This is a genomic window from Nocardia terpenica, from assembly GCF_013186535.1.
In the GTDB taxonomy this organism is placed as follows: Bacteria; Actinomycetota; Actinomycetes; order Mycobacteriales; family Mycobacteriaceae; genus Nocardia; species Nocardia terpenica.
The window spans coordinates 658,656-678,385 of record NZ_JABMCZ010000002.1; the positions used below are offsets into that span (position 1 = coordinate 658,656).

Annotated in this window: 19 protein-coding genes; 10 read left to right on the top strand and 9 right to left on the bottom strand. The window is 69.9% G+C overall.

All coding sequences use genetic code 11. The features are described from left to right. Positions 1 to 3 precede the first annotated feature (3 nt). From HPY32_RS14425 to HPY32_RS14435, 3 genes are read left to right on the top strand one after another with little or no spacing between them, the layout of a single operon-like run. Positions 4 to 1,035 (top strand): thiolase family protein, encoded by a 1,032-nt coding sequence (locus tag HPY32_RS14425; protein ID WP_067580696.1) that lies wholly within the window; start codon positions 4 to 6, stop codon positions 1,033 to 1,035. Next, positions 1,032 to 2,201, top strand: coding sequence for a thiolase family protein (locus HPY32_RS14430; RefSeq protein WP_067580694.1), 1,170 nt, complete (start codon positions 1,032 to 1,034; stop codon positions 2,199 to 2,201). Before HPY32_RS14425 ends, HPY32_RS14430 begins: the two co-directional genes overlap by 4 nt. After that, a complete protein-coding gene (locus HPY32_RS14435; protein ID WP_067580692.1) occupies positions 2,198 to 2,614 on the top strand; it encodes a nuclear transport factor 2 family protein in 417 nt (138 codons plus the stop codon). The genes HPY32_RS14430 and HPY32_RS14435 overlap by 4 nt, the downstream gene beginning before the upstream one ends. Before the next feature lie 265 nt (positions 2,615 to 2,879). On the opposite strand, the gene HPY32_RS14440 is transcribed toward HPY32_RS14435, so the two are convergent. Beyond that, positions 2,880 to 4,046 carry a cytochrome P450 gene (locus tag HPY32_RS14440; RefSeq protein ID WP_228786212.1) on the bottom strand — a complete coding sequence of 389 codons (1,167 nt, stop codon included), beginning with the start codon at positions 4,044 to 4,046 and terminating at the stop codon, positions 2,880 to 2,882. Positions 4,047 to 4,273: 227 nt separating this feature from the next. Here HPY32_RS14440 and HPY32_RS14445 point away from each other — a divergent pair, with 227 nt between their 5' ends. The 3 genes from HPY32_RS14445 to HPY32_RS14455 all read left to right on the top strand — a co-directional run bounded on the left by HPY32_RS14445 (position 4,274) and on the right by HPY32_RS14455 (position 7,109). Then, entirely contained in the window at positions 4,274 to 5,437 is a 1,164-nt protein-coding gene (locus tag HPY32_RS14445; protein ID WP_067580688.1) for a steroid 3-ketoacyl-CoA thiolase, read from the top strand. Between the two features lie 366 nt (positions 5,438 to 5,803). Next, positions 5,804 to 6,609 (top strand): IS5 family transposase gene (locus tag HPY32_RS14450; RefSeq protein ID WP_373686626.1). Its coding sequence is split into 2 segments (ribosomal slippage): positions 5,804 to 6,134 and positions 6,134 to 6,609, totalling 807 coding nucleotides; the frame shifts between segments, so codons are not numbered across the junction. Positions 6,610 to 6,692: 83 nt separating this feature from the next. Then, positions 6,693 to 7,109 carry a helix-turn-helix domain-containing protein gene (locus tag HPY32_RS14455; RefSeq protein WP_011207048.1) on the top strand — a complete coding sequence of 139 codons (417 nt, stop codon included), beginning with the start codon at positions 6,693 to 6,695 and terminating at the stop codon, positions 7,107 to 7,109. A gap of 232 nt (positions 7,110 to 7,341) precedes the next feature. Here the strand turns inward: HPY32_RS14455 and HPY32_RS14460 are convergent, their stop codons facing one another. From HPY32_RS14460 to HPY32_RS14480, 5 genes are all read right to left on the bottom strand, one after another. Continuing rightward, positions 7,342 to 8,364, bottom strand: a complete 1,023-nt coding sequence (locus HPY32_RS14460) for a hypothetical protein (RefSeq protein WP_067580686.1) — start codon at positions 8,362 to 8,364, stop codon at positions 7,342 to 7,344. Then, the gene (locus HPY32_RS14465) at positions 8,361 to 8,873 is read right to left on the bottom strand and encodes an ImmA/IrrE family metallo-endopeptidase (protein ID WP_067580684.1); all 513 of its coding nucleotides are present in this window, start codon (positions 8,871 to 8,873) and stop codon (positions 8,361 to 8,363) included. Before HPY32_RS14465 ends, HPY32_RS14460 begins: the two co-directional genes overlap by 4 nt. A 10-nt stretch (positions 8,874 to 8,883) precedes the next feature. Further along, positions 8,884 to 10,158, bottom strand: coding sequence for a hypothetical protein (locus tag HPY32_RS45675; protein ID WP_171982863.1), 1,275 nt, complete (start codon positions 10,156 to 10,158; stop codon positions 8,884 to 8,886). Positions 10,159 to 10,569: 411 nt separating this feature from the next. Further along, positions 10,570 to 11,487, bottom strand: coding sequence for an SDR family oxidoreductase (locus HPY32_RS14475; protein ID WP_067580680.1), 918 nt, complete (start codon positions 11,485 to 11,487; stop codon positions 10,570 to 10,572). A gap of 11 nt (positions 11,488 to 11,498) precedes the next feature. Beyond that, positions 11,499 to 12,302: an SDR family oxidoreductase gene (locus tag HPY32_RS14480; protein ID WP_373686634.1), complete on the bottom strand. Its 804-nt coding sequence runs from the start codon at positions 12,300 to 12,302 to the stop codon at positions 11,499 to 11,501. Positions 12,303 to 12,352: 50 nt separating this feature from the next. On the opposite strand from HPY32_RS14480, the gene HPY32_RS14485 reads away from it, so the two are divergent. The 4 genes from HPY32_RS14485 to HPY32_RS14500 are packed head-to-tail and all read left to right on the top strand — an operon-like array spanning position 12,353 to position 15,855. Next, positions 12,353 to 13,114: an enoyl-CoA hydratase family protein gene (locus HPY32_RS14485; protein ID WP_067580678.1), complete on the top strand. Its 762-nt coding sequence runs from the start codon at positions 12,353 to 12,355 to the stop codon at positions 13,112 to 13,114. Positions 13,115 to 13,133: 19 nt separating this feature from the next. Continuing rightward, on the top strand, positions 13,134 to 14,003 hold the full coding sequence (locus HPY32_RS14490; RefSeq protein WP_067580676.1) for a CoA transferase subunit A: 870 nt from the start codon (positions 13,134 to 13,136) through the stop codon (positions 14,001 to 14,003). After that, positions 14,000 to 14,758, top strand: coding sequence for a CoA-transferase subunit beta (locus HPY32_RS14495; protein WP_067580672.1), 759 nt, complete (start codon positions 14,000 to 14,002; stop codon positions 14,756 to 14,758). The genes HPY32_RS14490 and HPY32_RS14495 overlap by 4 nt, the downstream gene beginning before the upstream one ends. Then, positions 14,755 to 15,855 carry an NAD(P)H-dependent flavin oxidoreductase gene (locus HPY32_RS14500; RefSeq protein ID WP_067580670.1) on the top strand — a complete coding sequence of 367 codons (1,101 nt, stop codon included), beginning with the start codon at positions 14,755 to 14,757 and terminating at the stop codon, positions 15,853 to 15,855. The genes HPY32_RS14495 and HPY32_RS14500 overlap by 4 nt, the downstream gene beginning before the upstream one ends. Before the next feature lie 33 nt (positions 15,856 to 15,888). On the opposite strand, the gene HPY32_RS14505 is transcribed toward HPY32_RS14500, so the two are convergent. The 3 genes from HPY32_RS14505 to HPY32_RS14515 are packed head-to-tail and all read right to left on the bottom strand — an operon-like array spanning position 15,889 to position 19,676. Further along, on the bottom strand, positions 15,889 to 17,850 hold the full coding sequence (locus HPY32_RS14505; RefSeq protein WP_067580669.1) for a molybdopterin-containing oxidoreductase family protein: 1,962 nt from the start codon (positions 17,848 to 17,850) through the stop codon (positions 15,889 to 15,891). Positions 17,851 to 17,863: 13 nt separating this feature from the next. Continuing rightward, entirely contained in the window at positions 17,864 to 19,015 is a 1,152-nt protein-coding gene (locus HPY32_RS14510; protein ID WP_067585128.1) for an acetyl-CoA C-acetyltransferase, read from the bottom strand. Between the two features lie 46 nt (positions 19,016 to 19,061). Then, positions 19,062 to 19,676, bottom strand: a complete 615-nt coding sequence (locus tag HPY32_RS14515; RefSeq protein WP_067580668.1) for a TetR/AcrR family transcriptional regulator — start codon at positions 19,674 to 19,676, stop codon at positions 19,062 to 19,064. Between the last annotated feature and the right edge of the window lie 54 nt (positions 19,677 to 19,730).

Genomic DNA, 19,730 nt, shown 5'->3' on the forward strand with positions numbered 1-19,730 from the left:
ACGTTGAGCGACAACGCAACCGACATCGCGGTGGTGGGTTTCGCCCACGCGCCGCATGTTCCGGAGACCTTCGGCACCACCAACGGCGTCGAGATGCTGGTGCCCTGCTTCCGGCAGCTGTACGACACGCTCGGCATCGGCGTCGCCGATATCGACTTCTGGTGCTCGGGCTCCTCGGATTACCTTGCCGGGCGGGCCTTCTCGTTCATCTCCGCGATCGACTCGATCGGCGCGGTGCCGCCGATCAACGAATCGCACGTGGAGATGGACGCCGCCTGGGCGCTGTACGAGGCCTGGGTGAAACTGCGCTCGGGACAGGCGAAGGCCGCGCTGGTCTACGGCTTCGGCAAGGCGTCGGCGGGCACGCTGCGCCAGGTGCTCACCCTGCAGACCGACCCCTACCTGGTGGCCCCGCTGTGGCCGGACGCGCTCTCCCTCGCGGGCCTGCAGGCCCGCGCCGGGCTGGACGCCGGGCGCTGGAGCGAGCGGGAGATGGCCGCGGTGTCGGCCGTCGACGACGCCGAGATCGACAAGCGGCTCGCCGCACCGTATGTCGCCGATCCGCTGCGCGCGCACGATATCGCGCCGATCACCGACGGTGCCGCCGCGATCGTGCTCGCCGCCGGTGACCGGGCCCGCGAGCTGTGCGAACGCCCGGCCTGGCTGACCGGCATCGCGCACCGCATCGACACCCCGATGCTCGGCGCGCGCGACCTGACCGTATCGAGCTCGACCACCGCGGCGGCGCGGGCCGTCACCGGTGGCGACACGGGCGGATTCGACGTCGCCGAATTGCACGCGCAGTACAGCCACGAGCAGCTGATCCTGAAGCAGGCGATCGGGCTGGGCGACGGCACCCGCGTCAACCCCTCGGGCGGCCCGCTGGCCGGGAATCCGATGTTCGCCGCCGGGCTGGAACGGATCGGCTTCGCCGCCACCGAGATCATGACCGGCGCCGCCGGACGCGCCCTCGCGCACGCGTCGAGCGGCCCCGCGCTGCAACACAATCTGGTCGCCACCCTGGAGGCACGATGACGAATCCCGCCGCGGTGCTCGGCACCGGACAAACACATCACGTGACGAAACGGTCCGACGTCTCGATGGCCGGGCTGTGCCGCGAGGCGATCGACCGCGCGCTCGCCGACGCCGAGCTCACCATGGCCGACATCGACGCCGTGGTCGTCGGCAAGGCCCCGGATCTGTTCGAGGGCGTCATGATGCCCGAGCTCTATCTCGCGGATGCGTTGGGCGCCACCGGGAAACCGCTGCTGCGCGTGCACACCGCCGGGTCGGTGGGCGGCTCCACCGGCGTCGTGGCCGCCAATCACGTGCAGGCCGGGGTGCACGGCAGGGTGCTCGCGGTGGCGTGGGAGAAGCAGTCGGAATCCAATGCCATGTGGGCGCTGTCGAATCCGGTGCCGTTCACCATGCCGGTCGGCGCGGGCGCGGGCGGATACTTCGCCCCGCACGTGCGCGCCTACATTCGCCGCGCCAGCGCGCCGCTGCACATCGGGGCCATGGTCGCGGTGAAGGATCGCCGCAACGGGGCCCGCAATCCGCTGGCCCACCTGCAGCAGCCCGATATCACGATGGAATCGGTGCTGGCCTCCCAGATGCTGTGGGACCCCATCCGTTTCGACGAGACCTGCCCCTCCTCCGACGGCGCGTGCGCGCTGGTGATCGGTGACGAGGCGGCAGCCAAGGCCGCGGAGGCGGCGGGCCGGAGGGTCGCGTGGGTGCACGGCACCGCCATGCGCACCGAGCCGCTCGCCTACTCCGGTCGGGATCAGGTCAGTCCGCGGGCCGGGCGGGACGCCGCCGCCGCGCTGTGGCGGCAGGCCGGGATCACCGATCCCCTGGAGGAGATCGACGCGGCCGAAATCTACGTCCCCTTCTCGTGGTTCGAGCCGATGTGGCTGGAGAACCTGGGTTTCATGCCCGAGGGCGAGGGCTGGAAGCTCACCGACGCCGGGGAGACCGCGATCGGCGGGAAGCTGCCGGTCAATCCGTCCGGCGGGGTGCTCAGCTCGAACCCGATCGGCGCGTCCGGCCTGATCCGTTTCGCCGAGGCCGCCAAGCAGGTGATGGGCCGGGCGGGCGACTACCAGGTCGAGGACGCGCGCAAGGCGTTCGGGCACGCGTACGGCGGTGGGTCGCAATACTTCTCGATGTGGGTGGTGGGAAGCGAGCAGCCCGCATGACCACCGCCACCGACCATCCGGCCCGGCTCGCGGGGCGCGCCTCGCAGGCCGCGGTCCGCGCCCGCGACAAGGCGGCGTGGCTGGACCTGTTCGCCACCGACGGCATCGTCGAGGACCCCATCGGCCCCTCGGCCTTCGACCCCGACGGCCGCGGCCACTGCGGCCGCGATGCCATCGCGGCCTTCTGGGACAAGGCGATAGCCCCCACCGAGTCCATCGAGTTCCGCTTCACCGACTCCTTCGCCTGCGGCAACGAAATAGCCTTCACCGGCCTCATCCGCACCCACCTCGGCGGCCACATCATCGACGCCGAGGGGGTGTTCACCTACCGGGTGGACGAGACGGGGAAAATCGCGGCCCTGCGCGCGTACTGGGAGACGGAGCGCGCCATGGGGACTGTGCGGCGGGAGTGATCCCGGCCAAAAGCACGCCGGGATCATGAAGTATGGCCCCGCCGGAATCATGAAGTATGGCCCCGCCGGGAACATGAAGTATGGCCCCGGCGAGATCATGAAGTATGGCCCCGGCGGAAGCTCAACCCTGTGGCCCCGGCGGAAGCTCAACCCTGTGGCCCCGGCGGAAGCTCAACCCTGTGGCCCCGGCGGAAGCTCAACCCTGTGGCCCCGGCGGGCGCTCAAACCTATGGCCCCGGCATGCTTTTGGCCGGGGCCTCCCCCGTCAGCCCCGAGCCCCGTAATCCACCGGGAACTCCTTGATCCCGTTCAACCACCCCGAGCGGAGCCGCTTGGGGTCGCCGAGTTTGGTGATGTCGGGGAGGTGGTCGGCGATGGCGTTGAAGATCAGGTCGATTTCCAGGCGGGCCAGGTTCGCGCCGATGCAGAAGTGCGCGCCGGTGCCGCCGAAGGACAGGTGCGGGTTGGGGTCGCGCAGAATGTCGAAGCGGTAGGGGTTTTCGAACACGTCCTCGTCGAAGTTGGCCGAGCGGTACAGCATCACCACCCGCTGCCCCTGCTTGATCCGCACGCCACCGAGTTCCACATCCGCGAGCGCGGTGCGCTGGAACGAGCTCACCGGCGTGGCCCAGCGGATGATCTCGTCGGCGGCGGTGGCCGGGCGCTCGCGCTTGTAGAGCTCCCACTGCTCCGGATGCTCCAGGAAGGCGATCATGCCGTGGCTGATGGCATTACGCGTGGTCTCGTTGCCCGCCACCGCCAGCAGGATCACGAAGAAGCCGAATTCGTCGGAGGTCAGCGCCTCACCGTCGACATCGGCGTTGACCAGTTCGGTGACGATATCGTCGGCCGGGGATGCCTTGCGCCCCTCGGCCATCTGGTAGGCGTAGCCGAGGATCTCCATCGCGGAGGCCAGCGGGTCGACGTCGATCTCCGGATCGTCGTAGCCGGTCATCTCGTTGGACCAGCGGAAGACCTTCATCCGGTCGTCCTGCGGCACCCCGATCAGCTCCGCGATCGCCTGTAGCGGCAGCTCGCACGCCACCTGGGTGACGAAGTCGCCGGAACCGCTCGCGGCGGCGGCCTCCACGATGGAGCGGGCCCGCGCCGACAGCTCCGCGCGCAGCCCGTTGACGGCGCGCGGGGTGAAGCCCTTGGAGATCAGCTTGCGCAGCTTGGTGTGCTCGGGTGCGTCCTTGTTCAGCAGCACGAACCGCTGCATCTCGATGTTCTCGCGCTTGATGTCGTCGTTGAAACGCGGGATGGCCGTGTTCTCGAAGTTGGAGAACACATCGCTGCGCCGCGACACCTCCTTGACGTCGGCGTGCTTGCTGACCACCCAGAATCCCTCGTCGTGGAAACCGCCCACCTCCGGTGACTTCGCGTTCCACCAGATCGGGGCCGCCCGGCGCAGTTCGGCGAACTCCTCCATCGGCACCCGCCGGGCCCACAGCTCCGGATCGGTGACGTCGAACCCCTCCGGGAGGTTCGGCGCGGTACGAGTGTCTACCACCAGCTGTCTCCTTCGACAAGCGAAAACACGTTCTGTAACACGTTCTACCTTCATTGCAACATAGGTGGTATCAGTAGTAAAGAAGCCAATTTTCGCGCATCCACCATCCAGAGAACTTGTTTCATTTTCTGTCCGGAAGGAACGTCATGGGCACACCCGTCATCGTCGAGGCCGCGCGCACTCCGATCGGCAAACGCGGCGGCCGGTTGGCCGGTCTGCACGCCGCCGAGATCCTCGGGGCCGCCCAGCGCGGCGTGCTCGAGCGCACGCACCTGGACCCGGCACTGGTGGAGCAGATCATCGGCGGCTGCGTGACCCAGGCCGGGGAACAGTCCAACAACGTCACCCGCACCGCGTGGCTGCACGCGGGCCTGCCCTGGCAGACGGGCGCGACCACCATCGACGCCCAGTGCGGTTCCGCCCAGCAGGCCAACCACCTGATCGCCGGGCTGATCGCGGCCGGGGCCATCGACACGGGCATCGCCTGCGGCGTGGAGGCCATGACCCACGTCCCGCTGGGCGCCAATGTCGGCGAGCACGCCGGACCGCGGCGGCCCGCGAGCTGGAGCATCGATATGCCCAACCAGTTCGAGGCGGCGGAGCGAATCGCCAAGCGGCGCGGAATCACTCGCGACGATGTGGACGAATTCGGCCTGCGCTCACAGCGTCTGGCCGCACAGGCATGGGCGCAGGGCCGCTTCGACCGCGAGGTGCTGACCGTCACCGCACCGCAGGTGGACAGGGAGGGCAACCTCACCGGCGAGAAGCTCGACGTGGCCCGCGATCAGGGCCTGCGCGAGACCACCCGGGAGGGCCTGGCGAAGCTGAAGCCGGTGCTGGAGGGCGGCATTCACACCGCGGGCACCTCCTCGCAGATCTCCGACGGCGCGGCCGCGGTGCTGCTGATGGACGAGCGGGCCGCCACCCGCGCGGGCCTGCGGCCACGGGCGCGCATCCTGCATCAGTGCCTGGTCGGCTCCGAGCCGGAGTTCCACCTCGACGGCCCGGTGCAGGCCACCACCCGGCTGCTGGAGCGGTCAGGAATGAGCATCTCCGATATCGATCTCTTCGAGATCAACGAGGCATTCGCGTCGGTTCCGCTGTCGTGGGCCTCGGTGCACAAGCCCGATATGGACCGCGTGAATGTGAACGGCGGAGCCATCGCGATCGGACATCCGGTGGGCAGCACCGGATCCCGGCTCATCACCACCGCGCTGCACGAACTCGAGCGATCGGACTCCTCGATTGCCATGATCCTCATGTGCGCCGGTGGCGCACTTGCGACAGGAACGATCATCGAACGCCTGTAGAAAGGCCGCTCCGCCGCAGGTTGAACGTTCATCTCAGAGCGTAAGGAACGTGGCGTACACCACACAAAGTACGGTACAGACAAGAGTATGAGACGTCAGCTATCTTGTAGTTACTAGAAGGACTTCGACCGAGACGCTTGCGACGGGCCAGAACCGGTCTGCGCCAGCGGTTCCGAACAACCGGGGCGGTACCCCGCAAACGCCCCGACCATCGCCGGTTCCCCAACCGGCCGCCTGGAAGCTTCAAGGAAATCACGAAACAGGCGTAGGTTTTCAGTTACTTAGACCGTGTCTCACATGGATGTAATCCGTTTTGCCTGCACCGAGATTGGTTGTGTTGCATGATGTTCGGTCGTGACGGATGTGTTGTCGCAGCGGTTGGTGCCGGACGAGTTGTGGGAGCTGGTCGAGCCGCTGCTGCCGGAGTTCGCCTCGCGCCCGCAGGGCGGCGGCATCGCCCCGACCGACCAGCGGGCGGTGTTCACGGCGGTGGTGTATGTGCTGACCAGCGGTTGTGCGTGGCGGATGCTCCCGCCGTCGTTCGGTGTGAGTGTGCCGACGGCGCATCGCCGGTTCACGGTGTGGACCCAGGCCGGCGTGTGGCGGCGACTGCACCGGGCGATACTCGACGAGCTGGGCAGCCGGGGCCTGATCGACTGGTCGCGGGCGGTAGTCGATGCGGCGAGCGTACGGGCGAAAAAAGGGGCGATCTGACCGGGCCGAACCCGACCGATCGCGGCAAGCCCGGCTCCAAGCAGCACATCCTGTCCGATCGGACGGGAATCCCGTTGTCCGTGGCGGTTTCGGCCGCCAACGTCCACGACTCCCAAGCGCTCAAACCGTTGGTGAAAGCGATCCCGGCAGTCCGGTCGCGACGTGGCCCGCGGCGACGCCGGCCGGGCAAGTTGCACGCCGACAAGGCATACGACCAGCCCGAACTGCGGCGGTGGGTGCGCCACCGGGGCATCGCAGTCCGCATCGCCCGCAAGGGAATCGAGTCCAACCAGCGACTCGGCCGCCACCGGTGGGTGATCGAACGCACCGTGTCGTGGCTGACCGGCTACCACCGGCTCAACATTCGCTACGACCGCAAGGGAATTCATTATCTGGGCTTCCTGACGCTAGCCGCCGCACTCACCTGCTTCAAGAAGCTGATGAAAGCGGCCATATGAGACACGGTCTTAGCCGCTAATATCAATGATACGTATCCGAGATAACGACTGTTAGTACAGCGAAGGGAATTGGGCGGCTCACAATGGCTGATTTCGCGGCGCGGCTGAACAAGCTGTTCGAAACCGTGCATCCCCCGGGGCGTAAGCCGCACACCAATGCCGAGGTGGCGGCTGCGCTGACGGCCTCCGGCCATCCGATCTCGAAACCGTACCTCTCGCAGTTGCGGTCGGGACAGCGGACCAACCCCTCAGATGAGACGGTGGCCGCGCTGGCGAAGTTCTTCAAGGTCAAACCGGACTACTTCTTCAACGACATCTACGCTGCCAAGATCGATCACGATCTGGAGCTGCTGTCCCAGCTGCAGGGCTACGGACTGCGACGGTTGTCGAGTAGGGCGTTCGATTTGTCCGAAGAGTCGCAGAACCTCCTGACCTCCATGGCCGAGAAGCTGCGGGCGAGCGAGGGTCTGCCCGAGATTCCGCCGGACGGCACGGAATAGGAAGTCCGACAGAGCAACACAGTGCGGTGACTCGGAGCCGCACTGTGTTTGTTTTGCGGCTCGAACCGAAGCGGGGGGCCGCTTCGGTCCGAGCCGTGTCCGCCCCACATACGCGGCGATGTGATGCACGACTCGATACCGGCCGGTTGGGCGAATGGCTGGCGTCCTGTGACCCGGACCGCCCACCGGGCCTGCGCCGGATGCAAAGTCATTTGCAAATGACAGTTGTTATTCAGCCCTGTCGGGACGCGGCGGGGCGTTGTTCCGCCGTCGCATCGAATGCGCGGGCAATCGCCTGCACCCAGCCGCGCGGGCTCAATCCCTCGGGCGGCGCGATCCAGCGCGCGTCGATCACCACCTCGCCGAGCGGGTTGTGCGCCCACAGGGCGACGCGATCCGCGCGCGCGGCCACCGAGCCCGGCGGCGCGCCCGCGGCCGCCAGTTCGACGCCACCGCCGGACTGCAGGTACAGCGCGTCCATGATCTGCGCCACCTGATCGGACGCCTTGAGCTGTGTGGTGGAACCGGTCTGATCGTGCGCGACGACCTCCGGGAAGCGTTTGGTCATGGTGCGGTGCAGCAGCCGAATCTGCCGCAGCAGCAGGCGCGCCCGCGCCCACAGCTCGATGACGATCCACACCGCGCCGACCGCGATGAGCAGGCTCGCCACCTGCCAGGCGGGCCAGAACCAGCCCGGCTCGCTCGGCCGGGCCGGGGCGGCGCCGAGCGCCAGCCGCCGGATCGACAGCACCGCCAGCACACCGACCAGCACGGTGCCCGAGGTGTAGAGCGCGATGCCGCGGCCGAGCGTGGTCCAGTCCAGGTTGCGCAGGCCGGTGAGCGCGATGAAGACGCAGCAGAGCAGCGTGATCACCCAGCCGAACATGAGCGACCAGGCCAGTGTGGCCGCGATGGCGATCAGGCCGCCCGCGTAGATGGTCAGCGCGATCTGGCGCAGGTTCCGGCGCGAGACGACCGGCCAGGCGGCGGCCGCCACCACCGAGGTCGCCACCACGAACAGCAGCCAGGCCGCGGCCACCACCCGGTCGGCCAGCGCCTGGCCGCGAATGCCGCCGGGGGCCGCGTGATCGAGCGCCACCCCGATCTCCGGGACCGCCACCGTCGCGGTGCACGCCACCGCGGAGACCGCCACCACGATGGCGACCCGCGCGGTGGTGGCGGGTTTGACCAGCACGCGACCGACCCGCGCACCCGCGGCCATCCAGATCAGCAGTGCGACCAACCAGAAGGTCATCCCAGTGCCTCATCGAATCGAAGGACCGAGACGCCTGCGCCCCGGCTGTGGAATACGCGCAGTCTGGTCATCAACATGCTGGCGAAGGTCTCGGCCTCCCACTCCGCCTGATCGTCCTCGCCGTCGTCGACGATCTGCTGGTGGGCACGCTGGCTGAGCATGTAGGCGATGAGGTCGTCGCTGGCCTCCAGCGTGACCTCGGTGGCCGTCTCGCCCGGGTGGTCGAAGATGATGTGCCCCAATTCGTGTGCGAGCGTGTGTTCGCGGCTGGGCAGCGCCGAGGCCAGCACGATCACGTCCTTCTCCGGGTAGCTGCGGCGCTGGCCGCAGACGCCGGGGCCCAGGTGGGCGCTGGCGATCTCGATGGGGCGGCGGCGCTCCGCCGAGATGGCCAGCACGACCTCGTCGAGGGTGGTGGCGTCGAAGTCGGCGGCGACCGCGCACACCGCGTCGACGGCGGCGGCCACCCGGCGGTAGGACCGGCTACTCTGCGCCCGACTGTCCGTCATCGGTCCCCCCTCATGCCCTCGGTCCGAAGAACTCGGCACGGGCGGCGTCGATGCGCGCCTGCGCCGCGGAGGCACTCTGGAAGCTGACCGCGCCGGATCCGGCGGCGACCAGCGCCATGGCCGCGAGGCCACCGATCACGGTCAGCACCTTCGCCGGGGGCAGGGCGGAATTGGCCGCGGTCGGGCGGATATTCGGCGTGGACGGCCGGGCGGGCGCGGGCGGCTGGGCCGGGGGCGCGGGCGGCGCGGGCGGTGGCGGCGGCGCGGGCGCGGCGGCCGGGGCCGGGACGATCGGCGCGATCACCGGCAGCGGCGGCGCGGGGACGGCGGGCACCGGCGGCACGGGCGGAATGGCCAGCGGCGGCGCGGGCGGCACCGGCGGCGGAACCGGGGGCGGTTGCAGCAGCAGCAGAAGCAGCAGCGGCGACAGCACCGCCGCGGACCCGACGGCCGCCGAACCCGTTGCGGCAGAGCCGGTGGCGGCCGACCCGGTGCCGAGCAGACCGGCGAGCGCCGAACCGGTGGCAGAACCCGTGGCCGAACCAGTACCGAGCAGAGCAGCCAGTGCGGACCCGGTGGCAGAGCCTGTGGCCGAACCAGTACCGAGGAGAGCGGCCAGCGCCGACCCGGTGGCAGAACCGGTCGCCGAACCAGTACCGAGGAGACCAGCCAGCGCAGACCCCGTGGCAGAACCGGTACCCGCGAGCGCCGAACCGGCGGCAGAACCGGTACCCGCGAGCGCCGAACCGGCGGCGGAGCCCGTGCCCGCGAGCGCGGAACCCGTTGCGGCACCGGCGGATCCGGTGGCGGCGGAGCCTGCGCCCGGTAGTGCGGAGCCGGTGCCGAGTACCGCCGAACCGGTGCCGACTCCGGCGGAACCCACTGCGGCGGAACCGGTTCCGCCTACCGCGGAGCCGGTGCCCGCACCGGCGGAGCCGACCGCAGAGCCCGCACCGGCGGAGCCGACGGCGGCCGAACCGGTGCCGAGCAGACCGGCCGAGCCGGTGCCGAGGATGGAGCCCAGGCCCGCGAAGCCGACACCGGCGGCCGGGGTGGCCGGTGCGGGGGCGTCCGGGTCGGTGGCCGCGGCGGCCGGGGTGGACTCGGCCGAGCCGGTGGACGCGCCGGTCGCTCGGCCGGGGATGGATAGGGGGGTGCCGTTGTCGACCGCGTCGGGACCGCAGGACGGGCATCCGGAGGGGTTCGCGGGCGCCTGGGCCTGGGCGGCGAGCGGGCCGAGCAGGCCGGTGCCGGCAATGATCCCGGCTACCGTCACTACGCGCATTACGCGACCTACGGTCATGCGCCTGCCTTCCCCTCATCGCTCATCAGCGCAGAGCTTGGCCCGGCCGCTATCGACTCCGGACTTTAACGGATGTCGATCATCATAACTGCCAGCTGTTTGCTCATGCAGCGAGCGGGTGTGAGACGCCCCACTGCCGCCGGGCACGTTGCATGACTTGCCACAACGATCGACGGGCGGCGACGAGCCGGGTGCGACACGCCAATCGGCGACACGCGGCGACATGCGGGCACCGTACGGGCGTTGCCGCCGCACTCGATCATCGCTACTCGCACAAGGTTATTCGATACGGCCGGGCATTCGGATCGATTCGCGCAGGGGAAGGCGGGACGCGAAACGCGATTCGGCGACCGGAGTTGCTGCGGTGCTGGTGAGGGGGTTGCGCGGGGTGAATCAGGCCCCGTAGACCGCTTCCGGCGGCGTGGCCCGGGCAATCAGCTCGCGTACCACCGGACCCAGTTCCGCCGGATTCCAGCGGGCCCCGCGGTCCTGCGCGACGCCGTGCCGCCAGCCGTCGGCCAGCGCCACCTTGCCGCCCTCGACCTCGAACATCCGACCGGTCACCCCGGCCGAGTCCGGGCTGCCCAGCCAGACGACCAGCGGGGATACGTTCTCCGGGGCCATGGCGTCGAAGCCGGACTCGGGTTTGGCCATCATGTCGGCGAACACGCCCTCGGTCATGCGGGTGCGGGCCGCGGGGGCGATGGCGTTCACGGTGACGCCGTAGCGCGCGAATTCGGCCGCCGCGGTGAGGGTCAGCGCGGCGATACCGGCCTTGGCGGCGGCGTAGTTGCCCTGGCCCACGCTGCCCCGCAGGCCCGCGCCGGAGCTGGTGTTGATGATGCGGGCGTCGACGGCGCGCCCGGCCTTGGTCTCGGCGCGCCAGTACTCGGCGGCGTGCCGCATGGTGGCGAAGTGGCCCTTGAGGTGCACGCGCAGCACCGCGTCCCACTCCTGCTCGCTCAGGTTGACCAGCATCCGGTCGCGCACGATCCCGGCATTGTTGACCAGCACGTCCAGCCTGCCGAAGGTCTTCACGGCCTGGGTGACCAGCCGTTTGGCCCCCGCCCAGTCGGCGATGTCGTCGCCGTTGACCACGGCCTTGCCGCCGAGTTCCAGGATCTCCTCGACCACCTGCGCGGCCGGGGAATCGCTGCGGCCCACACCGTCGAGTTCCGCGCCCAGATCGTTGACCACCACATCGGCCCCCGCGGCGGCGAAGGCCAGCGCGTGCGCGCGGCCGATGCCCCGGCCCGCGCCGGTCACCACGACGGTCCGTCCGGCACAGATCCGCTCGCTCGTGTCTGCCATATTCCCTGCTCTCATTTCCGTTGTGGTGCTGCGGCTTCGGGGTTGTCGGCGGTGGCGGCGGCGAGGAAGGCGGGGCGCTCGCCGCCGCCGTGCACCGGCAGCGTGGCGCCGCTGACGTACCCGGCCAGCGGGGAGGCCAGGAAGGCGGCGACCCGGCCGACGTCCTCGGGCGCGGCCATGCGCCGCAACGGGACGGTGGCGGCGACGGCGGCCAGCCCGGTCTCGTCGCCGTAGTGCAGGTGGCTGCGCTCGGTGTGGACCAGGCCCACGACGACGGAGTTGACCCGCACCCTGGGCGCCCATTCCACGGCCAGCGAGCCGACCAGGCTGTCCAGCCCGGCCTTGGCCGCGCCGTAGGCGGCGGTGCCGGGCGAGGGGCGGTGGCCGCTGACGCTGGAGATCATCACGATCGAGCCGCCGCCGGGCTGCTCCTGCATGACCGCATTGGCGGCCTGCGAAACCAGCAGCGGGGCAAGCAGATTCAGTTCGACGATCTTGCGGTGGAAGTTGGGGCTCGCGGTGGCGGCCGGGGCGAACGGGGAGCCGCCCGCATTGTTGACCACGTGATCCAGGCGGCCGTGCCGCTCGACGACGGCGTGGATCAGGGCCGCGACCGCCTCGCCGTCGCGCACGTCGCACGGCAGGAATTCGGCGGTGCGGCCGGAGCTTTCGACGGGGGCGTCGCCGGGGTGGCGGGCGCAGGTCACCACCGTCGCGCCCGCGTCCAGGAACACCCGGCCGATGCCCGCCCCGACGCCCCGGACCCCGCCGGTGACGAGGACGACGGCTCCGGACAGGTCCACTGCGATTGCCACCGTGCTAACCTACCAAGCACTTGCTTGTTTTGCCAACGAATGGACTTGCGATGGGGATCAACCGTCACACCGAGACCTCGGGCATAGAGGTCGTCACGATCGACTACCCCCCGGTCAACGCGCTCCCCACGGCCGGTTGGTTCGCCCTGGCCGACGCGGTCCGTGCGGCCGGGCGCGACCCGGAGACCACGGTGGTGGTGCTGCGGGCGGAGAATCGGGGCTTCAACGCGGGCGTGGATATCAAGGAGATCGCGCGGGATTCGGGCCACGGCGCCCTCATCGACGCCAATCACGGCTGCTACGAGGCGTTTTCGGCGATCTACGAGTGCGCGGTGCCGGTGATCGCGGCGGTGCACGGCTTCTGCCTCGGCGGCGGCATCGGCCTGGTGGGCAACGCGGACGTGGTGGTGGCCGCCGACGACGCGACCTTCGGCCTGCCGGAGGTGGAGCGGGGCGCGCTGGGCGCGGCCACCCATCTGGCGCGGCTGGTGCCACAGCATCTGATGCGGACGCTGTTCTACACCGCGGGCACGGTCACCGCGCAGCAGTTGCAGCACTTCGGCTCGGTGTACCGGGTGGTGCCGCGCGCCGAATTGGATTCGGCCGCACTGGAAGTCGCGAAGAATATCGCCGCCAAGGACGGGCGGGTGATCCGCGCGGCCAAGCGGGCGCTGAACGGGATCGATACCCAGGATGTGCACCGCAGCTACCGATTCGAGCAGGGCTTCACCTTCGAGCTGAATCTCGCGGGGGTGGCCGACGAGATCCGGGCCCGGTTCGACGCGGATCTGGCCGCGCGTAAGGAGGGGTAATACCGTGCGGGACAAGCGAATGACGCTCGACGAGGTGGTCGGTGAGCTGCGCAGCGGGATGACGATCGGAATCGGCGGCTGGGGTTCGCGGCGCAAGCCGATGGCACTGGTGCGGGCGCTGCTGCGGTCGGAGGTCACCGATCTGACCGTGGTCTGTTACGGCGGACCGGATCTCGGGCTGCTGTGCTCGGCGGGCAAGGTGCGCAAGGCGTATTACGGCTTCGTGTCGCTGGATTCGGCACCGTTCTACGATCCGTGGTTCGCGAAGGCGCGCACCGGCGGTGAGATCGTGGCCCGCGAGATGGACGAGGGCATGGTGCGGTGCGGGTTGCAGGCCGCGGCCGCGCGGCTGCCGTTCCTGCCGATCCGCGCCGGGCTGGGCTCGGATGTGCCGAACTTCTGGGAGGGCGAGCTGCGCACCGTCGAGTCGCCGTACCCGGACGCCGACGGACGCACGCAGACGCTGATCGCGATGCCCGCGCTGAATCTGGATGCGGCACTGGTGCATCTGGATCTGGGTGACCGGCACGGCAATGCGGCCTACACCGGCGTGGACCCGTACATGGACGACCTGTTCTGCCTGGCCGCCGAGCGCCGCTATCTGTCGGTGGACCGACTGGCCGATACCGACGAGTTGGTGAAAGCCGTTCCACCGCAGGCACTGCTCCTCAATCGGATGATGGTCGACGGGGTGGTGGAGGCGCCCGGCGGCGCGCACTTCACCGTCTCCGGCGGCTACGGGCGCGATGAGAAGTTCCAGCGGCACTACGTCGAATCGGCCGCCGATCCCGACGCGTGGGCGGCGTTCCGGGCACGCTACCTGGATGTGTCCGAGGCCGAATACCAGTCCGCCGTCCGCGATTTCGCCGCCACCGAGGAGTCCCGATGACCGAGACCAGCACGATCACCCGCGCCGAGGTCTGCGCGGTGGCGTGCGCGGAGATCTTCCGCGGCGCCGGGGAGATCATGGCCAGCCCCATGTCGCCGACCCCGACCATCGGGGCGCGGCTGGCGCGGCTGACGTTCGAGCCGGACCTGCTGCTGTCCGACGGCGAGGCGCTGTTGTTGGCCGAGGTGCCCGCGCTCGGCGCCAAGGCGCCCGCGGAGGGCTGGATTCCGTTCGGGAAGGTGTTCGACGTGGTCGCCTCCGGGCGGCGGCACGTGGTGATGGGCGCCAATCAGCTGGACCGGCACGGTAATCAGAACCTGTCGGCGTACGGGCCGCTCCAGCGGCCGACGCGGCAGATGTTCGGGGTGCGGGGCGCGCCCGGAAACACCGTCAACCATGCCACCAGCTACTTCGTGCCCCGGCACACCAGGCGGGTGTTCTGCGAGCGGGTCGACATCGTGAGCGGAATCGGTTACGACCGTGTCGATCCGGAGAATCCGGCCTTCCGGTTCCATCACCTGCACCGGGTGGTGAGCAATCTGGGCGTCTTCGACTTCGGCGGTCCCGGGCACACCCTACGGGCGCTGTCGCTGCACCCGGGAGTGAGCGCGGCGGAGGTCGCGGAGCACACCTCGTTCGAGATCGCGGACCTCGAGGCGGCGGGTACCACCCGGCTGCCGAGCGAGGAGGAGCTGCGTCTCATCCGAACGGTGCTGGATCCCAAGGGTATTCGCGAGAAGGAGGTGGCGGCGTGAGCGCGCGGCTGCGGACCCCGCTCACCGAGCTGGTCGGCATCGAGCATCCGATCGTGCAGACCGGCATGGGCTGGGTGGCGGGGCCGCGGCTGGTGGCGGCCACCGCCGAGGCGGGCGGGCTGGGCATCCTGGCCTCGGCCACCATGACCTACGACGAGCTGGCGGCCGCGATCGCGAAGACCAAGGCGCACACCGGGAAACCGTTCGGCGTGAACATCCGCGCCGACGCCACCGACGCCGGAGAGCGCATCGAACTGCTGATCCGCGAGGGGGTCCGGGTGGCCTCGTTCGCGCTCGCGCCCAAGCAGGAGCTCATCGCCCGGCTGAAAGCGGCCGGGGTGGTGGTGATTCCGTCGATCGGCGCGGCCAAGCACGCGGTGAAGGTGGCGTCCTGGGGTGCGGACGCGGTGATCGTGCAGGGCGGCGAGGGCGGCGGGCACACCGGCCCGGTCGCCACCACCCTGCTGCTGCCGTCGGTGCTCGACGCGGTCGATATTCCCGTGGTCGCCGCGGGCGGCTTCTTCGACGGCCGCGGCCTGGCCGCCGCCCTCGCCTACGGCGCCGCGGGCGTCGCCATGGGCACCCGCTTCCTGCTCACCCGGGAGAGCACCGTCCCCGACGCGGTGAAGCAGGAGTACCTGCGCCGCGGCCTGTCCGACACCGTGGTCTCGGTGAAGGTCGACGGCATGCCACACCGCGTCCTGAACACCGAACTCGTTGCCCGCCTGGAACATTCGGGCCGCTGGCGGGCCCTGCTGGCCGCCGCCGCCAATGCCGCCCGATTCAAGGGCATGACCGGTATGAGCTGGTCCGCCATGATCCGCGACGGCCTCGCCATGCGAAAAACCAAGGACCTCACCTGGTCCCAGGTCATCATGGCCGCCAACACCCCGATGCTGTTGCGCGCGGGGCTCGTGGAGGGCAATACCGAGGCGGGTGTGCTGGCGGCGGGGCAGGTCACGGGGATTATTCAGGATCTGCCTACGGTGCGGGAGCTGATCGATCGGATCGTCGAGGAGGCTGTCGCACGGATCGAGGTGGTCGGGGGGATCCCGGCCAAAAGCACGCCGGGATCACTGGGGCACCAGCCAGGATGACTGGGGCACCAGCCAGGATGACGAGCACGCCAACTACCGCAGCGTGATGCGCACCCGGTTGTCGTGAAAAACCGCGCCGCCGCCGTAGTCCGAATCCCGTTCGGCCACGGTGGCATTCACCGTCGACCCACCCGTGAACTTGGCCCAGCGCCCCTTGGTGGTGGCGGCCACGCCGGGGCGGACCCGGTCGGACACCTCGGCGAGGGCCTCGAAGGAGCCGCGGGCGTTGGCGACGAGAATCGGTGCGCCGTCGGTGATTCCGCGGGCGGCGGCGTCGTCGGGGTGCAGCGTGACCCGGGGTTCCCCGGACCGGCGGCGTAATTCGGGATTGCCGCCGAAGGTGCTGTTCAGGAAGTAGTGCGACGCGGCCGAGATCAAGATCAGGCCGTCGCCGGGGTCGGTGGGCGGGGTGTAGTCCGGCAGCGGGTCGTGCCCGTCGCGTTCCGCGTGCGCGGAGACGAAGCGCAGCTTGCCCGCGGGCACCGGGCCCGGCTCGACCTTCAGGAAACCCTCGCGGCGCAGGCGTTCGATGTCGTGGCCCTTCAGCAGCTGCCGGGCCAGCTCCTCGTCGGAGTCGTAGAGCGAGGGCTCGGTCAAATCCATCCGCCGGGCCAGGCGGCGGAAGGTCTCCGTGGTGGACAGGCATTCGCCCGGCGGGTCCACGGCCGGTTCGTTCCACACCAGATACAGGTGCCCGTAGCCCGCGATCACGTCCAGATGCTCCGGCTGCATGGTGGCGGGCAGCACGATGTCGGCGTAGTCGACGGTGTCGGTGGCGAAATGCTCCAGCACCACGGTGAACAGATCCTCGCGCCGCAGGCCCTCGATCACCCTGCCCTGCCGGGGATTCGAGCCCACCGGGTTGGCCGCGATCACGACCAGCGCCCGGACCGGCGGATCGTGCACGTCGAGCAGGCCCTCGGCCAGGCGCGTCATGGACAGCGTGCGCACCGGATGCGGCAGCAGGTCGAAGCGCAGCAGTTCGGCGTCGTCGAGCCGGAAGTGGTCGGAGGTCGAATAGTGCAGTCCCCCACCGGGAATCGCCCAGTCACCGGTGACGCCCGGCAGGCAGGCCAGCACCCGTAGCGCCATGCCGCCGCCGGCGTGCCGCTGTATGCCCTGGGAGGCGCGGATCGCGGTCGGCCGGGTGCGGGCGATCCGCTCGCCGAGCGCGACGATCCGCTCCTCCGGCAGGCCGGTAATGGCGGCGACCCGCTCCGGGGTGAATTCCTCGATGCGGCCGCGGAATTCGGGCCAGCCGACGGTGTGCTCGGCGAGGAAATCGGCGTCCTCGGCGCCCATCGACACGATGACGTTCGCCAGGCCCAGGGCCAGCGCCGCGTCGGTGCCCGGCAGCGGCGCGAGGTGTTCGTCGCAGCGCTCGGCGGTGCGGCTGCGCACCGGATCGATCGCGACCGTGTAGGCGCCGCTGTCCTGCACGAACTTCCACAGGTGATGCCCGGAGGTGAGCGGATTGGTGCCCCACAGCAGGATCAGCTTCGACTTCGCGAAGTCCTCCGGATCCATGCCGCCCGCGGTCCCCAGCGTGTACCGCAGCCCGGCGGTGCCCGCCGCCGAGCAGATCGTCATATCGTGCCGGGAGGCGCCGAGCACATTGAACAGGCGCCGCCCGGCGTAGCCCTCCAGGCCCTGGATGTAGCCGAGGCTGCCGGTGCCGTGGAACGGCCAGATCGCCTCGCCGCCGTACTCCTCGATGATCCCCCTCAGCCGCCGCGCGATCTCGTCGAGCGCCTCGTCCCAGGTGATGCGCTCGAAACGGCCCTCGCCCTTGCGGCCGACCCGCCGCAGCGGATAGCGGATCCGATCCGGCGAACCGACCTGTTCCAGATACCGGTTCACCTTCACGCACAGCGCGCCCCGGGTGACCGGATGCTCCTTGTTGCCCCGCAGGCCGACCGCGGCCCCGTCCTCGACGGTCACCACCCAGGAGCAGGCGTCCGGGCAGTCGAGCGGGCACGCCCCCAAAACCTTCACAGCCCGATGGTAACTAGCCCAGTCGTTCGATGATCGTGACGTTGGCGGTGCCGCCACCCTCGCAGATGGTGAGCAGGCCGTACCGGCCGCGCACCCGTTCCAGCTCGTTGAGCAGGGTCGCGAACAGTTTCGCGCCGGTCGCGCCGAGCGGATGGCCGAGCGCGATGGCGCCGCCGTTCACATTGACCCGCTCCGGATTCGCGCCGGTCTCCTTCAACCAGGCCAGCACCACCGGCGCGAACGCCTCGTTGATCTCGATGACGTCCATGTCGTCGATGGTCAGGCCGGTCTGCTCCAGCGCCCACCGGGTGGCCGGAATGGGCGCGGTGAGCATGTAGACGGGGTCCGCGCCGCGCGCGCTCACGTGATGGATGCGGGCCCGCGGCGTCAGGCCGAATTCGGCGACGGCCCAGTCGGAGGCGAGCAGCGTGGCGCTCGCGCCGTCGGAGATCTGGCTGGCCACCGCGGCGGTCAGGCGGCTGCCGTCGGACAGCGGTTTCAGCGCCGCCATCTTCTCCAGGCTGGTCTCGCGCGGGCCCTCGTCGAGCCAGACGCCGCCGACCGGCACGATCTCGCGGTCGAATCGGCCCTCGGCGATGGCCTTGCGGGCGCGCTCGTGCGAGCGAAGTGCCCAGCGCTCCATGTCCTCCCGGCTGATGTCCCACTTCTCGGCGATCAGCTGGGCGCCGCGGAACTGGGAGACCTCGCCGGTGCCGTAGCGGTGGTCCCAGCCCTGCGCGCCGACGAACGGCGACTCGAAGCCGTACTCCCGCCCGGCCAGCATGGCCGCCGAGATCGGGATGGCGCTCATGTTCTGCACCCCGCCCGCGACGATCACCTCGGCGGTGCCGCTCATGATGGCCTGCGCGCCGAAATTGATTGCCTGCTGGCTGGATCCGCACTGCCGGTCCACGGTGACGCCGGGGACCTGCTCGGGATAACCGGCCGCCAGCCATGCGGTGCGGGCGATATTGCCCGCCTGCGGCCCGATCGCGTCGACGCAGCCGAGCACGACATCGTCGACCTGCCCGGGATCGATCGGGGTGCGGCCCAGCAGCCCCCGCAGCGCGGCCGCGCCCAGCTCGGCCGGATGCACCCCGGCGAGGCCGCCGCCGCGCTTGCCGACCGGCGTGCGCACGGCATCGATCACGTAGGCCTCCCGCAGCGGCGCGTAGCGGCGGCGGGATGACGGTGCGGACATGGTGCAACTCCTAGATGCGTTGTCGCCCTTCGGGATTGGTGAGTCCGTCGAGCACGATGGTGAGGTACTGCTTGGCGAGGCTGTCGACGGTGACGCGGCCGCCCGGCCGATACCAGCGCACGGCCACCCACACGGTGTCGCGGAGGAAGCGGAAGGCCAGCTCCACATCCAGTTCGCGGCGGAAGCTGCCGTCCTCGACGCCCCGGGTGAGCACGTTGTGCCAGAGCTCCCGGAATTCCCGGTTGTACTCGGCGATGTAGGCGAATCGGGGTGTGCCGCCGAGCCGTTTGGCCTCGGCCTGGTAGATCGCCACCGCGGCGTGCCAGCGGTCGAACGACTCGTAGGACGCGATCACCAACGCCTCCAGCGTGTCTCGCGCCGACAGGCCCGAGGCCACGGTCTCCCGGTAACGGCCGAACAGGTCGTCGAGGAAGCCGCGCAGGATCTCGTCGACCATCGATTCCTTGGAGTCGAAGTGGTGATAGAGGCTGCCCGATAGAATCCCCGCCGCATCCGCGATGTCACGAACCGTGGTGGCACGCAGCCCACGCTCGGCGAACAGCCCGGCCGCCAAGTCGAGCAGTTCATTACGACGTGCGGATTTGGAGGTATCGGGAGCAGTCACCCGCCCATGATACAACCAAGCGTTTGCTTGGTCCATTCGCCCAGCGTCTTGTTC

Bases quoted from the DNA above. Each gene is read 5' to 3' on its own strand.
- HPY32_RS14460 (WP_067580686.1), bottom strand. From the start codon at position 8,364: ATGACCTTCTGGTTGGTCGCACTGCTGATCTGGATGGCCGCGGGTGCG.
- HPY32_RS14495 (WP_067580672.1), top strand. From the start codon at position 14,000: ATGACCGAGACCAGCACGATCACCCGCGCCGAGGTCTGCGCGGTGGCG.
- HPY32_RS14465 (WP_067580684.1), bottom strand. From the start codon at position 8,873: ATGACGGACAGTCGGGCGCAGAGTAGCCGGTCCTACCGCCGGGTGGCC.
- HPY32_RS14455 (WP_011207048.1), top strand. From the start codon at position 6,693: ATGGCTGATTTCGCGGCGCGGCTGAACAAGCTGTTCGAAACCGTGCAT.
- HPY32_RS14485 (WP_067580678.1), top strand. From the start codon at position 12,353: ATGGGGATCAACCGTCACACCGAGACCTCGGGCATAGAGGTCGTCACG.
- HPY32_RS14435 (WP_067580692.1), top strand. From the start codon at position 2,198: ATGACCACCGCCACCGACCATCCGGCCCGGCTCGCGGGGCGCGCCTCG.
- HPY32_RS14490 (WP_067580676.1), top strand. From the start codon at position 13,134: ATGACGCTCGACGAGGTGGTCGGTGAGCTGCGCAGCGGGATGACGATC.
- HPY32_RS14475 (WP_067580680.1), bottom strand. From the start codon at position 11,487: ATGGCAGACACGAGCGAGCGGATCTGTGCCGGACGGACCGTCGTGGTG.
- HPY32_RS14440 (WP_228786212.1), bottom strand. From the start codon at position 4,046: ATGGAGGAGTTCGCCGAACTGCGCCGGGCGGCCCCGATCTGGTGGAAC.
- HPY32_RS45675 (WP_171982863.1), bottom strand. From the start codon at position 10,158: ATGCGCGTAGTGACGGTAGCCGGGATCATTGCCGGCACCGGCCTGCTC.
- HPY32_RS14445 (WP_067580688.1), top strand. From the start codon at position 4,274: ATGGGCACACCCGTCATCGTCGAGGCCGCGCGCACTCCGATCGGCAAA.
- HPY32_RS14430 (WP_067580694.1), top strand. From the start codon at position 1,032: ATGACGAATCCCGCCGCGGTGCTCGGCACCGGACAAACACATCACGTG.